Annotated in this window: 13 protein-coding genes; 6 read left to right on the forward strand and 7 right to left on the reverse strand. The window is 54.1% G+C overall.

The window, feature by feature from the left end; all coding sequences use genetic code 11:
- Positions 1-26: 26 nt before the first annotated feature.
- The 5 genes from ARCH_RS08125 to ARCH_RS08145 form a co-directional block, all read right to left on the reverse strand.
- Positions 27-704 (reverse strand): metal-dependent transcriptional regulator, encoded by a 678-nt coding sequence (locus ARCH_RS08125; protein ID WP_013170793.1) that lies wholly within the window; start codon positions 702-704, stop codon positions 27-29.
- A 237-nt stretch (positions 705-941) separates the two neighbouring features.
- Positions 942-2,414, reverse strand: a complete 1,473-nt coding sequence (locus tag ARCH_RS08130; protein WP_013170794.1) for an NCS2 family permease — start codon at positions 2,412-2,414, stop codon at positions 942-944.
- Between the two features lie 92 nt (positions 2,415-2,506).
- On the reverse strand, positions 2,507-3,751 hold the full coding sequence (gene manA, locus ARCH_RS08135) for a mannose-6-phosphate isomerase, class I (RefSeq protein WP_013170795.1): 1,245 nt from the start codon (positions 3,749-3,751) through the stop codon (positions 2,507-2,509).
- Positions 3,752-3,754: 3 nt separating this feature from the next.
- Positions 3,755-4,543: a DUF3027 domain-containing protein gene (locus ARCH_RS08140; protein ID WP_041640441.1), complete on the reverse strand. Its 789-nt coding sequence runs from the start codon at positions 4,541-4,543 to the stop codon at positions 3,755-3,757.
- The gene (locus tag ARCH_RS08145) at positions 4,536-4,910 is read right to left on the reverse strand and encodes a cold-shock protein (RefSeq protein WP_041640442.1); all 375 of its coding nucleotides are present in this window, start codon (positions 4,908-4,910) and stop codon (positions 4,536-4,538) included. The genes ARCH_RS08140 and ARCH_RS08145 overlap by 8 nt, the downstream gene beginning before the upstream one ends.
- 205 nt (positions 4,911-5,115) lie before the next feature.
- On the opposite strand from ARCH_RS08145, the gene ARCH_RS08150 reads away from it, so the two are divergent.
- The 5 genes from ARCH_RS08150 to ARCH_RS08170 all read left to right on the forward strand — a co-directional run bounded on the left by ARCH_RS08150 (position 5,116) and on the right by ARCH_RS08170 (position 10,923).
- Positions 5,116-7,035: a TPM domain-containing protein gene (locus tag ARCH_RS08150; RefSeq protein ID WP_013170798.1), complete on the forward strand. Its 1,920-nt coding sequence runs from the start codon at positions 5,116-5,118 to the stop codon at positions 7,033-7,035.
- Between the two features lie 81 nt (positions 7,036-7,116).
- On the forward strand, positions 7,117-7,854 hold the full coding sequence (locus tag ARCH_RS08155; protein WP_013170799.1) for a PspA/IM30 family protein: 738 nt from the start codon (positions 7,117-7,119) through the stop codon (positions 7,852-7,854).
- A 152-nt stretch (positions 7,855-8,006) separates the two neighbouring features.
- Entirely contained in the window at positions 8,007-8,603 is a 597-nt protein-coding gene (locus tag ARCH_RS08160; RefSeq protein ID WP_013170800.1) for an NYN domain-containing protein, read from the forward strand.
- Positions 8,604-8,644: 41 nt separating this feature from the next.
- Positions 8,645-9,391: a response regulator transcription factor gene (locus tag ARCH_RS08165; protein WP_013170801.1), complete on the forward strand. Its 747-nt coding sequence runs from the start codon at positions 8,645-8,647 to the stop codon at positions 9,389-9,391.
- A gap of 2 nt (positions 9,392-9,393) precedes the next feature.
- A complete protein-coding gene (locus tag ARCH_RS08170; RefSeq protein WP_013170802.1) occupies positions 9,394-10,923 on the forward strand; it encodes a sensor histidine kinase in 1,530 nt (509 codons plus the stop codon).
- On the opposite strand, the gene ARCH_RS08175 is transcribed toward ARCH_RS08170, so the two are convergent.
- On the reverse strand, positions 10,844-11,557 hold the full coding sequence (locus tag ARCH_RS08175) for a lysophospholipid acyltransferase family protein (RefSeq protein ID WP_013170803.1): 714 nt from the start codon (positions 11,555-11,557) through the stop codon (positions 10,844-10,846). The genes ARCH_RS08170 and ARCH_RS08175 overlap by 80 nt on opposite strands.
- Positions 11,554-12,351 carry an SDR family NAD(P)-dependent oxidoreductase gene (locus ARCH_RS08180; RefSeq protein ID WP_113722923.1) on the reverse strand — a complete coding sequence of 266 codons (798 nt, stop codon included), beginning with the start codon at positions 12,349-12,351 and terminating at the stop codon, positions 11,554-11,556. Before ARCH_RS08180 ends, ARCH_RS08175 begins: the two co-directional genes overlap by 4 nt.
- Positions 12,352-12,493: 142 nt before the next feature.
- On the opposite strand from ARCH_RS08180, the gene ARCH_RS09460 reads away from it, so the two are divergent.
- Positions 12,494-13,699, forward strand: coding sequence for an HD domain-containing protein (locus ARCH_RS09460; protein ID WP_013170805.1), 1,206 nt, complete (start codon positions 12,494-12,496; stop codon positions 13,697-13,699).
- The last annotated feature ends 149 nt before the right edge of the window (positions 13,700-13,848 follow it).

Raw genomic sequence — 13,848 nt, forward strand, 5'->3', positions numbered from 1 at the left:
AGATTGTTATAAATCGTTATTTTTCGTTATTTGACCGATACATAAACGTGCTGCGCCTGCTCCTCTGGAACACTAATTCGCGCTTCTCCAAGCTGCACAACCACCCCACGTTCGTTAAGAACGAGAAGGTGCGCGCCTGGCACTAAGCCGAGTTCACGCAAGTTTGCCAGGCTATCAACATCCGATTGCATCACTTCTGCGATACGCGCAACGGTAACTTCCTTGCCAACAACCGATGAATCAGACAGCGACACAAGGCCATCTTCACAACCACAACGCATATCATCCGGATCCGGATCCTTCTTTGGCATGGGGTTCCCGAAAGGATCATATTCAGGTTCACCAAGAAGTTCGAAGATACGATCAGCAGCTTCATCTGAGATCGCATGTTCCCAACGGCAAGCTTCGTTATGAATATCAGTCCATGGCATCTTCACAACGTCCAGAAGGAGAACTTCAGCCAAGCGGTGCCGGCGCAGAACAGCCGACGCTCGCGCATATCCTTCTGGCGTAAAACCAATTTGACGCTTGCCGTCCATTTTCAAGAGGCCATCGCGTTCGAGGCGCGCTACTGTTTCCGATACTGTTGGCCCAGATTGCCCCAGCCGCTCCACGATCCGGGCGCGCAGCGGTGGTACGCCTTCTTCAACAAGCTCATAAACAGTCTTGAGATACATTTCCGTTGTATCCATTAAGTCGCTCATCAGCACACCTCTTTTCTACTCTCATGGTACAGAGAGCCTTTATAGAACACCTGATTAAATATTTTACTAAATAAAAGAGTTTCTTATTTCTTTTAACGGCACGTCGCCCAAGCTTCACACTACGTTTCACACTACTAACAGCGATTATCACGCCCTATATATACACGTCCTATATATAAAGGAGGTGCCAGGTCAGCATGATGCCGACCTGGCACCCTACTAGGGGTGGAGGAAACGTCACTTAATTCCGAGCACGTGCGTGATTGGGTCAAGCGCGAAGTAGATAAGGAACACGCCGCTGGTGAGGTACATGAGCGGGTGAACCTTCTTCGCGTTGCCCATCACCATTTCAACGATCACGTGGATGATGAAGCCAATTCCGATACCCACAGTGATGGAGTAGGTGAATGGCATGAACACGATGGCCATGAAGGCTGGGATGGAGATTCGCAGATCTTCCCACGGGATTTCAGCAACCTGCTGCATGATGAGGAAGCCAACAACCACGAGTGCAGGTGCCGCAGCTTCGGTTGGGACGATTGCGAAGAGTGGGGAGAGGAAGGTTGCGAACAGGAAGGCGATGCCGGTAACGATCGAGGCTAGGCCGGTGCGAGCGCCTTCCGCCACGCCTGTGGAGGATTCCACGAACGACGTGTTGGTAGAAATACCACCCATACCACCGGCAACAACACCGAGGGAGTCGATGAGCAGGATTTGGCGGGTGCGCGGGAGCTGCCCCTTGTCATCAACAAGCCCGGCTTCGGTACCAACGGCAACCATGGTTCCGAGAGTATCGAAGAAGTCGGCGAGCATGATGGAGAAGGTGAGAACGACGACGGCGATGATGCCGACCTTCTGAAATGGACCGATGAGTGAGAACTGCCCAACGGTGGAGAAGTCAGGAATCTGGATTGGGTTTCCTGGGAAGGCTGGAACGGTGAGTCCCCAACCGCCTGGGTTTTCCGGACCAACTTTGCCGAGTCCGGCGATATTTTCGATGATAATTGCAAGAACGGTTCCGGTCACGATGCCGTAGAGGAGCGCGCCCTTAATCTTGCGAATCATAAGGATGATGATGGTAAGGAGGGCGACGACGAAGACAACCAGTGGCCATGTAGAAATGGAACCGTTGACCGCGAAGGATACCGGGGTGCCAACACCTGGGCGAACAATGCCTGCATTCACAAGGCCGATGAAGGCGATGAACAGGCCGATGCCTACGGAAATTGCGGAGCGTAAGAACTTAGGAACTGCACGGAAGATAGCTTCACGGAGGCCGGTGAGTACGAGGGCAACGATCACGATACCTTCGATTACCACAATACCCATGCCGTCAGCCCAGGTCATTCCTGGAATCTGAACGAAGCCGGCAATCATGCCGTTCAAACCGAGGCCAGCAGCCAGGGCGATTGGGAAGTTTGCGGCTGCACCCATAAGGATGCTCATAACGCCTGCTATCAGCGCGGTTGCGGCTGCGATGGCTGTAATGTTTGGTTCGGTTCCCCCACCGAGGTATGCACCGGTTGAATCCGGGCCAGAAAGAATAATCGGATTCAGGACGAGGATGTAGACCATCGAGAAGAAGGTGACGATTCCGCCACGGACTTCCTGCATGATGGACGATCCGCGTTCGGTGATTTTGAAGTAACCGTCAAGGAAGGACGACGACGTAGAGTCAGCAACAGGCTGTTTTACAGGGGCAGCTCCCATAGTGTTCTTCACTCACCCAACTCTCACATAAACTCGCCCCACATAACGAGCCAAGTTCATATTTCAAGATATTGAGAGTCCATATTTTAAGATTAGGGGGATTCGACCTGTATTAACTCGCCCGCTCCACGCACGTCAACAGCCCCGTCGCTGGCCCCCAAAAATACAGCCTGGCCTGTGTTTATAAACGAACGTTTCCCATCAACACACAATTCTGCAGCGCCACTCAAGCACAAAATGATACGTGGACCACAGCCGCGAACATCGATGCGTTCGTCGGCGTGACGTAACGAAATCACGGACAACTCAAAATCGTCTACCGGAACGTAAAACGTGGACTGGGCGGGCGTGATTCGTTCGGCCGCAATGCGAATCGGGGGCGCCGCAACCGTTTCGGTAATACACAACAACTCGTTGACGTCCACGTGTTTGTGAGTCAAGCCGGCACGCAACACGTTGTCCGACGCAGCCATCACCTCAACACCCAATCCAGACACATACGCATGCACAATGCCAGCCGGAGTAAACAGAGCTTCGCCAGGATGCAAAGTCACAGGATTCATCAACAATGACGCAACCACGCCCGGATCACCCGGATAAATCTTGCCAAGCCGCGCAACCAGCGCATCTGCGCGCGGAGACGGCGAATCGGTCGTGGGGCGCAACGAACAAGCACGAACCACGTCAGCAATATCATTCGCCGAAGGCCGCGTCTCCTCACTCAACAAAAACTCAAACGCACGCCGCACCCCATCCGCGTTCGGCTCCCCCGCCACAAACGAATACACCTGGCACGCAACCGCACAATCAAGCCCACTCAACACACCTAAAATACGGCGTGGACTGCGGAAACCTACCAGCGCTTCAAACTTCGATACCGCATACACCATCTCAGGTTTATGATTCGGATCGGGGTAACAACGCTGCGGAGCGTTCGTGGCCAAACCACGCTCTTCTTCGCGAGCAAACCCCACCTTCGCCTGCTCCAATGATGGGTGAACCTGCAATGATAGGGGCTCATCAGGCGCAATCAACTTCAACAAAAACGGCAACTGGGGGCCGTAACGGGCGATGATGTCATCCCCCAAAATTCGCTCCGGATCGGCAGCGATTAGAGCATCCAGGCTCTCCATCGCACCGAAGCGATCACGTCCCTCCCCGCTAGCTTCATAGGAACGCACCCGAACATCATCGGAAAAGAACGATGGAGCGCTCGGATGTGCCCCGAACCAGAGTTCGGCAACCGGGCGGGCCGCCGCATCGCAACCGAAAAGACGGGGGATCGCATGATGCGATCCCCACGAATAGTCGCGAACACGGCCCTGAAGAAACTTCATGCCCTACTGCTTTACTACCTCAACTTCGGTTTCATCGATCACCGGTGAAGCCTGTTCCCACAAACGTTCCCGGTGGGCTACGTCCGTTTCAGAATGCGAACCGCAGCCGTGATCAAGCGATACTGCGCGACCATCGAATGCAGACCATTCGTTGGCACACACGCCAAAAAGCTGGCGCGCCGAACCGCCTAAGTGCATCAAATAACCGCAGGTGGAGCAGGCGGCCTTGGCATCCCGTGTGGCCTGGTTACGCGGGCCAGCATCGGAACGATACCAGCGGCGGAAGGTAGCAGCGCGGCCGGCATCAGACATGATGCGGGCGCGCCCCAGCCCAAGTTCCCACGATGCAATCGCATCTTCATCTACGCCAACGGTTTCGAACCCCTGATCCAGCCCTGGATCCACGTTCACAGAGAGGTTGGGATCTTGCGGGTTGTATGGGAGGCGATCAGATGGGCTCACATCGGACGGCTGGAGGCGATCAGACCAGGGCACCCAATCGGGTGCCAGCAACGCGTCGTCTCCAGGCAGTATCGATAATTCGGCGATGGTAACTTTCTTGGAACGTGGGGCGCGAACAACCGAGACGGTCCAGAACCAGCCACGGTATCCGGGCATAAGGCATTCGAAGGCGTGCGTAACGAAACGTTCTGCTTCTTGCACCATGCCCACGTGTTTGCCCACGCGTTCCGGCGTGGTGATGTCATTGAGCGCTTCGCGGGCAAGATCGATCGCGCCGCCGAGCACCTTATCTTTGACCGCCTTGTTGCGCGGCGTGATTCTGTTAGGCATCGAAATCATCTGCCAGGGCACGCAACGCCTGCGCAATGCGTGGGCCACCATCCGGGTAGCGGCCGCGGCGGAGCTGGGTAGACGAAACATCAAGGATCTTGATCAGATCTTCGATCAGAGGAACGAGCGCTTCTGGCGATCTGCGGTTTGCCGCCGCAAGCGAGGTTTCCTTCTTGATGACGGACACGGACAGCGCGGCGGGGCCTCGGCGTGTATCGCCAACGCCGTATTCAACACGGGTTCCTGGACGCAACTTGACCCCCAACGGTACCGCACTTTGTGCGACGTAGACTTGGGCGCCGTCGTCCCCAGCGATAAAACCAAAGCCCTTCTGCTCATCGAAGAACTTCACTTTTCCAGTAGGCACGGCATACTCGCTTTCATTTCTGTGGCGTGCCGCGCGTGGTGCGTGGCACGAAGACATAACTAGTTCTCATTATGACACTTATATGACGAACTATTCTATCAGGTTCAGTGCTGAAAGAAATTTACGTTAGTTGCGGTTGTTATCTGACGTGTGTGGGAGGCTCTTGGTAAGTTTGGGGGTAAGGATTTGATGGAGGGTAGTTAGTATGAGAAGTGCAGGCCGTTTCGCGCTGGCTTTGGCCGTGGGCGCAGTGACGTTTCTTCCTTCAGTGGCGTTTGCGGTTGCGCCGGTTGATCTGGATCGGAATTATGAGGATCACGCGCAGGTTTCGTCGGAGGCTGCGAAGCTGTCTAATATGATGGTTGAGGTTTCGTCTGGAAATTTGTGGGTTGTGACCGTTGATGATTTTGACGGGCTTGCTCCCGATAATTGGACAACGAAGACTTTTGAAAAGTCTGGGTTGCGCGCCGGGGATGGTTTGTTGGCGATTAGCGTTGGCACGTCTGAGTTGTACGCTTATTCTCCTGACGGTTCGATTAAGGAATTATTGAATAACGCCACGTCGCAGGACGTGTTAGATAAGTTCCATGACGGCGATTGGGATGGCGGTATTGCACTGTTTGGTGAGCATGTGCGGCAGTTGCGTTCTGGTGGCGCGGCTCCGCAGGCTCCTGGGGGTGCAAGTGCTCCGAACGTTCTTCCTGTGGTTGGGGTTCTTGGGTTGGCTGGCGCTGGGGTTGCGGGGTTTGCGTACCGTAAGAAGAAGAAAGCGGCAGTTGCGCAGGGCGAAAGTTTGGCTGAGTTGGCCAAGAAGGCTTCTGGGGAGCTGTTAGCTGCTGACGACGACGTTCGTTCCGGCATTACCGAACTCGAATTTGCTCGTGCTGAATTCGGTGTTGGTGAAACTCGCGAATTTACTGACTCGTTGGCGCAGGCGCAGGCCCAGGTGAAGCGGGCGTTTGATGTGCGGAGATTGCTAGACGATGACGATCCGGAAACTCCCGAAGAACAGCGCCAGATGAATACTGAGATTTTACAGTTGGCATCGAGCGCGCGCGAAGCAATGCGGGCGCAGGCGGAGAAGTTTTCTCAGATGCGTGATTTGGCTGGGCGTTTGGGTGCAAAGCTGTCTGATTTGGCAGAGCGGGAACAAGAAATCCGTTCTTCTTTGGCGTTGGCGAAGGATAAAATTGCGAATTTGGCGTATGCGTTCCCACGGGAATCACTGACTACGTTGAGCTCCTATCCGGCGCAGGTGGCATCGCTTTTGAGCGCTGCGCAGGAGCATCTGGCGTCTGCTCGCAGGTTGGAAGCTGGTGGCGATAAGAATCAGGGCGTGCAGTATGCTCGGCTTGCTGAAGGCGCGTTGGATCAGGCTGCACAGCTGATGGATCGAATCGATAAGGCTCCGCAGATGTTGGAGAATGCGCGTGAACAGTTGGCTCGCGGTATTGCATCGTTGAGTTCTGATATTGCGGATGCGAAACGCTTGGGAGGCGGAGATTCTACGATTGCGTTGCGCCAGAAGGAGGCGGAGGCTGTTGTTGCTCGCGCAACTGCAGGTGAAAGTGTCGATCTGATTTTGATGAATGATCAGTTAGCTGAAGCGGAATCAAATTTGGATATGGCGCTTGCTGGAGTTCGGGCTGCAGATGAACAAGCCACTCGCGTACGTGCGAACCTCGATCGTTTCCATGGGCAGATTTCTGCAAAGTTGGATCGGCTGGATGAAGACGTCACGCGTTATCGTGAACTTGTTTCTGCTGAAACCCGTACGCTTTTACAGCGTGCTCATTCTGCTTTAACATCTGTGGAATCGATGCCCGCATCTGAACAGTTGGCTGGATACAGTTCAGCAATGGACTACGCAACGCGCGCAGAACGCGCTCTCTCATCTGACATCGCGGATTACCGCAACGCCGGGCAGCACTCTAAAGCTGAACTTGGCGGCGAACTTGCCGGTGCAATTCTCACAGGCGTGGCGCGTTCACTGATTTATGGGGCGTTCTCTGGTGGTTCTTCACGGCACAACAGCTGGGGAAACAACAGCTTCGGTTCCGGTGGCGGTTTTAATTCGGGTGGGGGCTTCGGATCTGGCGGAGGCGGATTCGGGAAAAGCTTCTAGCAAAAAATCTCCCTCAGATTCGTAAAATCTGGAACAATTAGAACATCACTTTCCATAGTTGATAAGAAAAGAGGTCTTACTATGGCAGAAAAGCAATCCATTCTTGGCCGCATCACACAGTTGGCTAAGGCGAATATCAACGCTCTTCTTGATCGCGCAGAGGATCCACAGAAGATGCTTGATCAGATGGTTCGCGACTACACCAACTCCATTGCAGAAGCAGAAGATGCTGTTGCCGTAACCATTGGTAACCTTCGGTTGGCTGAAGCTGACTACGATGAAGATGTTAAGGCAGCCGAAGAATGGGGCGCCAAGGCCGCCGCTGCTGTTACAAAAGCCCAGGAACTGCGTGCCGCCGGCAATGAAGATGGCGCACTCAAGATGGAAAACTTGGCTAAGGTTGCCATCGAACGTCAAATCAACGCAGAAAAAGAAGCACGCAGTGCAGAACCGATGATCGCGTCTCAACGCGATGTTGTTGCCAAGCTCAAGGATGGCCTCAACGTGATGCGCACTAAGCTGGAAGATTTGCGTTCGAAGCGCGATCAGCTGGTTGCTCGCGCCAAGTCGGCTGAAGCGCAGAACAAGGTTCAAGATGCTATTGGTTCGATCAACGTTCTTGATCCAACCACCGAAATCGGCCGCTTTGAAGAATCTGTTCGCCGCCAGGAAGCATTGGCTCAGGGCAAGGCTGAAGTAGCAGCGTCGTCGTTGGATGAACAGTTCGCTCAACTGGAGATATCGTCGTCGTCTTCCGAAGTGGAAGCGCGCCTCGCAGCTCTCCAAGCCAACGCACGCCCAAAGCAAATCGAAAACTGATCCTACGCTGATCCCCATGGCAGGGGCGGTTAAACCACCGCCCCTGCCATGTTTTTATCCAGTGAAACGGAAGATTCCGCGCATGGCGATCCCTGCATCGTTTTGCTACTGTCCCCCTGTAGTTTATCCCATAAGTGGGATAAACTACAGGTATGTATATTCTTATTGATGGTGAAAACATTGACGCAACTCTTGGAGTTAACATTCTCAAGCGTACCCCGCGCGCGGAAGAGCGGCCCCGCTGGGATCGCGTCCTTGAATTTGATCCGTTTACGCACAAAAAATCAGTAGAAGCAAACGAAACCTCTGCGCCTGCCGAAACCACGCACAACTCTACTGGGCTTTTCTTCCTCAACTCGTCCCAGCGCACTGCCGCCCCATTCGTACAAGCACTTCTGGCGATCGGCTGGCAGCCAATCCAACTGATGTCGGATGATTACGAACGCAAGGTTGTAGATGAAGGTATTCAACGCACTCTGGAAGCAATTTTGGATGTGCGCCCGGAAGCCGATGTTGTACTTGGCACGCATGATGTTGATTACCTTCCACAAATCGAAGCACTATTGGAAGCCGGGCATCGCGTAGCAATCCTTTGTTTCCGCGAATTTTTAGCCCTCCCACTGGCAGAATTAGAAGATCGCGGCCTGATTATCCACGATCTTGAACTAGACGTTCAGGCATTCAACCTGCCGCTCAACCGTACCCATCCGGTCAATATTGACGATTTCGATCCATATCCATACCTATAAATACTGGCATTTTCAGGATATTTTCAGTTTCATAGCAGAAAATGGGAATCATGGCAGAATCGAAAATTACCGCAAAGATCCTTGTTGTTGATGATGAACCATCAATCCGCGAACTCTTGTCCGCTTCACTCCACTTCGCCGGGTTTAGTGTAGAAACGGCAGCTACTGGGCGTGATGCTATTCGAACATATCAAGAATTTGATCCAGATCTGGTGGTTTTAGATGTCATGCTACCTGATTTCGATGGCTATGAAGTTCTCCGCAGGATGCGTGAACAGGGCAGTGATATTCCCGTTCTCTTCCTGACTGCCAAGGATGATCTTCGCGATAAGCTCCAGGGGCTCAACGCGGGTGCTGACGATTACGTTACCAAGCCTTTCTCCTTAGAAGAAGTGGTTACCCGCATCCAGGTTATTCTGCGCCGCACAACCCCATCAGAAGAAGATTCTGCTCTGATTCGCTACCACGATTTGGAATTGAACGAAGATACATATGAAGTGCGCCGCCGTGGCCACATGGTAGAATTGTCCCCTACCGAATACAAACTCCTGCGTTACCTCATGGTTAATGCAGAACGCGTGGTGTCCAAGGTTCAGATCTTGGATCACGTCTGGGATTACGATTGGATCGGCGAAGCGTCAATTGTTGAATCCTACATTTCCTACCTGCGCCGAAAGATCGATTCTGCTGACGGGTTGGGAATCACAGATCCAAAAGAAGTAGCCGCTTTGGTTCCACTTATTCATACCAAGCGCGGTATCGGGTATGTGATGCGAACCGGCAAGTAACAATGGCAAAACCACAAGCGCGGCTCCATCTCACCGGGCGCCTATCATGGCAACTGTTAGTTGTATTCCTTGCTTTACTAGGTTCTGCACTAGTACTCGTTTCCGCTTTCGCCACGATTTCGCTACGCGCATTCCTCACCTCGGAAACAGACAAAACCCTGTCCTCTTCAGGGCAGATTGTTGCATCCCAAACAGTTGATGCCCTCATTCAAGGAACATCCGATGCTCTGCTGCCCTCCGATTTCTACTTATATATCACGGATGATTTCGGAACATCAGTAGAAGAAGTCCATCCCTCCATTGAGCGCCGATTCGGCAAACCTGCTGATGCTCTCGCGTTAGCCTCCACTCATGTCGATCAGCCACGCACCGTTTCTGGCACGTTGAAAGGCACCGAGTGGCGGATCATTTCCGTTCCGCTCACATCCACCGGGCACCAATCACGCATTGTGGGAAACGTCGTGATTGGCTTGCCACTCGATCAAGTAGAACGTACCGTCACCAACCTGAAACAAGTACTCACACTCTTCGTGCTTGCCATCATGGCCATCGGCGCACTCGTTTCAGTTGTGCTGGTGCGGCGATCCCTGCGAGCCCTACGTACAATCAGCCACGTCAGCTCCGATGTTCGCCAAGGCAACTTCTCTGCACGCGTTCCTCCAATGAAACCAGATACGGAAGTTGGGGAACTCGGCGAATCAGTCAACGCCATGCTCGATGAAATCGAAACCCTCTTTGAAGCCCAAACGGCATCTGAGCAACGCATGCGCCGCTTCGTTTCCGATGCCTCCCACGAACTACGTACCCCACTTGCTACCGTTCGCGGCTACGCCGAACTGTACCGTATGGGCGGTGTGCCTGCCGAACAAATCCCCCAAGCCTTCACTCGGATCGAATCCGAATCCGGCCGCATGGCCAACCTGGTAGAAGATCTACTCAAACTCGCACGTTTGGACGAACGCAGTGAAATCAAACCAAAGCCTGTTGATCTTGCCGCGGTCGCGCTCAACACTATGTCAGACTTTTTGGCCCGCTGCCCCGAACGCACCGCAAACGTCACCAACCTGTCGGGCGAAGAGGTGGAATCCGTCGTCGTCATGGGAAATCAAGACGGCGTCACGCAACTCCTCACAAACCTACTCGGAAACGTCAACACCCACACGGACCCCCATGTCCCAGTAGAAATCGCAGTGGGAATCGATCCTGACTCCCGCTCCACCGCAATCGTGGAAGTACGCGACCATGGGCCAGGCATCCCCGAAAAAGATCGCGCCCACGTGTTTGAGCGTTTCTACAAGGCAAACTCGTCACGTTCGCGCGTTACGGGAGAAGGCTCCGGGCTAGGGCTCGCAATCGTTGCTTCCATCATGGCAGCACACCACGGATCCGCATCCGTCCACGAAACTCCAGGTGGCGGACTCACCGTACGCTTGCGCTTCCCCCTCCTAGACGTCACGAACCGAGAAACGGATCAGGGTTCGCACTCTTCTGATCAAGCATCATCTCAATCTGATGCCGCACACGGCCAATAAAAGCATCTGGCGTTTCCCCCGGCTTTCCCACCATCGGAGTGCCAATATACAAATTGACCTCCGGATGATTTAACGTAGGCAACACTTTGCCAACCGGCATCGCTTCGTGGCCTCCAGACATCGCCAACGGAACAATCGGCACGCCGATCTTCAACGCGAGCGCGGCAGCGCCCGGCTTAAACACGCCCATTTTCCCGTCACGGGAACGGGTGCCTTCCGGGAAAATGAGGATCGGGATGCCATCGCGGAGCAAGCGGCCGGTCATGCCAGCGGCACGACCCGCGTTCGCGCCCACGTTCTTCCCCTTGCGTTCGATCGGGTAGGTGTTGAAGAAAATCGAGGTCAGCTTAGCAATACCCTTCTTGCGGTAAAAATAATCGGCTGCGGCGCCCGTGGCGAGGCGTTCAGTCATGTGGTTTGGAAGAAGCGAAAACACCATCGGCGCATCCAAATGCGACGAATGATTTCCCACCACGATATAGGCCCCGTCGAGCCCCTCCACATTTTCTTCACCCCACACGGTTGCCCCCAGGAGCGCTTTCATCGCGGGGCGCGTGAATACCTTGCGTACCGCGGAACGAACCTTGCGTTTACCTTCTGAATGGTAATCGTCTAGCGGGTGTAATTCGTTCATCGCCGGCCCTTGTTCAGCTTCTTCACGGCCTTGTGCACAAGCCGTTGCGGGGCGTGCTTGGCGAAGAATGCCATGGTTTTGAAGCGCTTGGATGGGACAGTGGTGATTTTTCCGCGTTCTACGTCATTCAAGGCTTCGTCGATTACTCGCTGGGCGTCCAGCCACAGCCACGATGGTATCGACGACGTAGAAACACCCGACCGCTGATGGAATTCTGTACGTACCCAGCCCGGTAGGAATGCCACAACTTGCACACCGTAATCCCCTACTTCGATCGCGAGGGATTCGGACCACATGCGTACGAACGATTTCACGGCGGCGTAGGCCCCCATCGGAGCCAGCGATGCCACCGAGGCAGTCGTAATAATGACTCCGGAGTGGCGCTGTTTCATAGCGAACGCCGCGGCGCCGCCCAGTTCCATCGGGACAAGGGCCATGAGTTCGGCGCCGGCGCGGAGCTGTGTGGCATCGTCCGTAGCCATCGGGGAATACATGCCCGAACCGGCATTGTTCACGAATACTGTGATCGGATCTGTTTGATCTAAAAGGCGCTGTTTCACCGCGTCCACACCATCGCGCGTGCTCAAATCGGCTTGAAGCACCGCCACATTCACTCCGAACGTGTCATGGAGTACAGCGGCATTTTCGGCCAGGCGCTCCCCGTTTCGGGCAACAAGCACAAGGTCGCATCCGCGGGCGGCCAGTGCCTGCGCGAACGCAGCCCCCATGCCTGATGTTCCACCCGTAATAAGAGCGCGACCAGCGAGGTTACTTTGACTACCTTGTTTCTTCACACTATCTACGTTAGATCACTTCGCGCCGCAGGGCACCCCTATGTGCCGTGTTCGTGGGAATTATCTACTCGGAAGCGTGTGTACGGTTTGGGTAGTTCTGCACACAGGTATAGAATCATGGGGCGTTTAACATGGAGGAAATATGCAAGAGATGAACGTACCCGGCTGGGTAGTGCAGGCATTCGTGCGTAGTGCACTGGATGCTGGCGCCACAGCAGAACGTGCGCTCGTTGAGGAAACCGCCTATAAGCTGTTGGAAATGTGGGCGGCTCCAGAACGAATCTTCCATAACACACGGCATTTGACCGACATGCTGGCGCGCGTAGATACGTTAGCCACCGAAACCCAAAGCCCGTGCCTAGTTCGGTTAGCTACGTGGGGCCACGGGCTTGTGTTTAACATTTCCGATGAAGCCGTGTACTCCCGCAACGGCGGCGAAGATGAGCGAGCATCCGCCGCCCTAGCCGTTGAATTGTTCGAAAAGATCGGTATTCCTGAAGAAAATCTTGATCGGATTTTATCGCTCATTTCGAGTTTGCACAAACGCCACGACGTTCCCGGCACCGCGCAGCGTGCCGACGAAACGGCACGTTTCGATTCTATCGACGTCGATAGGCTGGCCCTTTACGATGCTCATTTCGGCAGTTTGGCCACTGCCCCGCAACATTACAAAACCTACGTGTCACAGGTACGCGAAGAATACGCTCACGTACCCGATCAAGCATGGCTGTTGGCGCGTCGTCGAATCGTCGAACATCTCTTAGCCCGCAAACGTATCTTTCTCACCCCGCTTGCCGCTGATTGGGAACCAGTTGCTCGGCAGAACCTTTCCGCAGAACTGGAACGAATCGAAGCCGCATGCACGGCCGCACTGGAAGAATGCCGCGCCGCAGAAACAGCAGAATCCGCAGAAAACGCAACACAAGAGGCGGTAGCCTCCACTAAACCTGATACGCCTGCTACCGAAACGGTTACAGCCGCTCCTGATACGTCCGTAAGTAGCGATACCGTTGATCCCATGGTTCGCTTGTTCCAGACCGCACAAATGGAACGAATTTCCGAAACGGTTGAACCTGAAGAAAGCGCAGGATCACCAGGCGACAGCATCGATGATGAGATTTCGGACGTGATCCAGCCTCATATTCCTGTTGTAAAACGTTCTTCCCTAGAAGAACTCGACGAAGCGTTTACTCCAGGTGCTCCCCCACGCGTACTCGATCATTCCCAAGCTGAAGCGGCTCGGCGCGAACAGATCGCGAAAGACACAATCGAAACGATCGAACGCAAACATCAAGAAGCACGTGAAGAACGCGAAGGGCAGGCTGGGCTAGGAACCTCATTTTTGTAGTGTTTTCCTGCTGGATGCCCAATTTTGCACTGCATCGCTCATCCACTTCCTGCATTTTGTTTGAGGATCCGGCACGCCCTGCAATATACCGCTAACCCGTGCCGGATCCTCAATGTTTTTGCAGGTAGCTGGCGGGCAAGTGGCGGGCA

This window comes from Arcanobacterium haemolyticum DSM 20595 (genome assembly GCF_000092365.1).
Taxonomy (GTDB): domain Bacteria; phylum Actinomycetota; class Actinomycetes; order Actinomycetales; family Actinomycetaceae; genus Arcanobacterium; species Arcanobacterium haemolyticum.

What these genes read in the sequence shown, in the direction of transcription:
- ARCH_RS08125 (WP_013170793.1), bottom strand. Translation starts at nt 704, where the DNA reads ATGAGCGACTTAATGGATACAACGGAAATGTATCTCAAGACTGTTTAT.
- ARCH_RS08130 (WP_013170794.1), bottom strand. Translation starts at nt 2,414, where the DNA reads ATGGGAGCTGCCCCTGTAAAACAGCCTGTTGCTGACTCTACGTCGTCG.
- manA (WP_013170795.1), bottom strand. Translation starts at nt 3,751, where the DNA reads ATGAAGTTTCTTCAGGGCCGTGTTCGCGACTATTCGTGGGGATCGCAT.
- ARCH_RS08140 (WP_041640441.1), bottom strand. Translation starts at nt 4,543, where the DNA reads ATGCCTAACAGAATCACGCCGCGCAACAAGGCGGTCAAAGATAAGGTG.
- ARCH_RS08150 (WP_013170798.1), top strand. Translation starts at nt 5,116, where the DNA reads ATGAGAAGTGCAGGCCGTTTCGCGCTGGCTTTGGCCGTGGGCGCAGTG.
- ARCH_RS08155 (WP_013170799.1), top strand. Translation starts at nt 7,117, where the DNA reads ATGGCAGAAAAGCAATCCATTCTTGGCCGCATCACACAGTTGGCTAAG.
- ARCH_RS08160 (WP_013170800.1), top strand. Translation starts at nt 8,007, where the DNA reads ATGTATATTCTTATTGATGGTGAAAACATTGACGCAACTCTTGGAGTT.
- ARCH_RS08165 (WP_013170801.1), top strand. Translation starts at nt 8,645, where the DNA reads ATGGGAATCATGGCAGAATCGAAAATTACCGCAAAGATCCTTGTTGTT.
- ARCH_RS08170 (WP_013170802.1), top strand. Translation starts at nt 9,394, where the DNA reads ATGGCAAAACCACAAGCGCGGCTCCATCTCACCGGGCGCCTATCATGG.
- ARCH_RS08175 (WP_013170803.1), bottom strand. Translation starts at nt 11,557, where the DNA reads ATGAACGAATTACACCCGCTAGACGATTACCATTCAGAAGGTAAACGC.
- ARCH_RS09460 (WP_013170805.1), top strand. Translation starts at nt 12,494, where the DNA reads ATGCAAGAGATGAACGTACCCGGCTGGGTAGTGCAGGCATTCGTGCGT.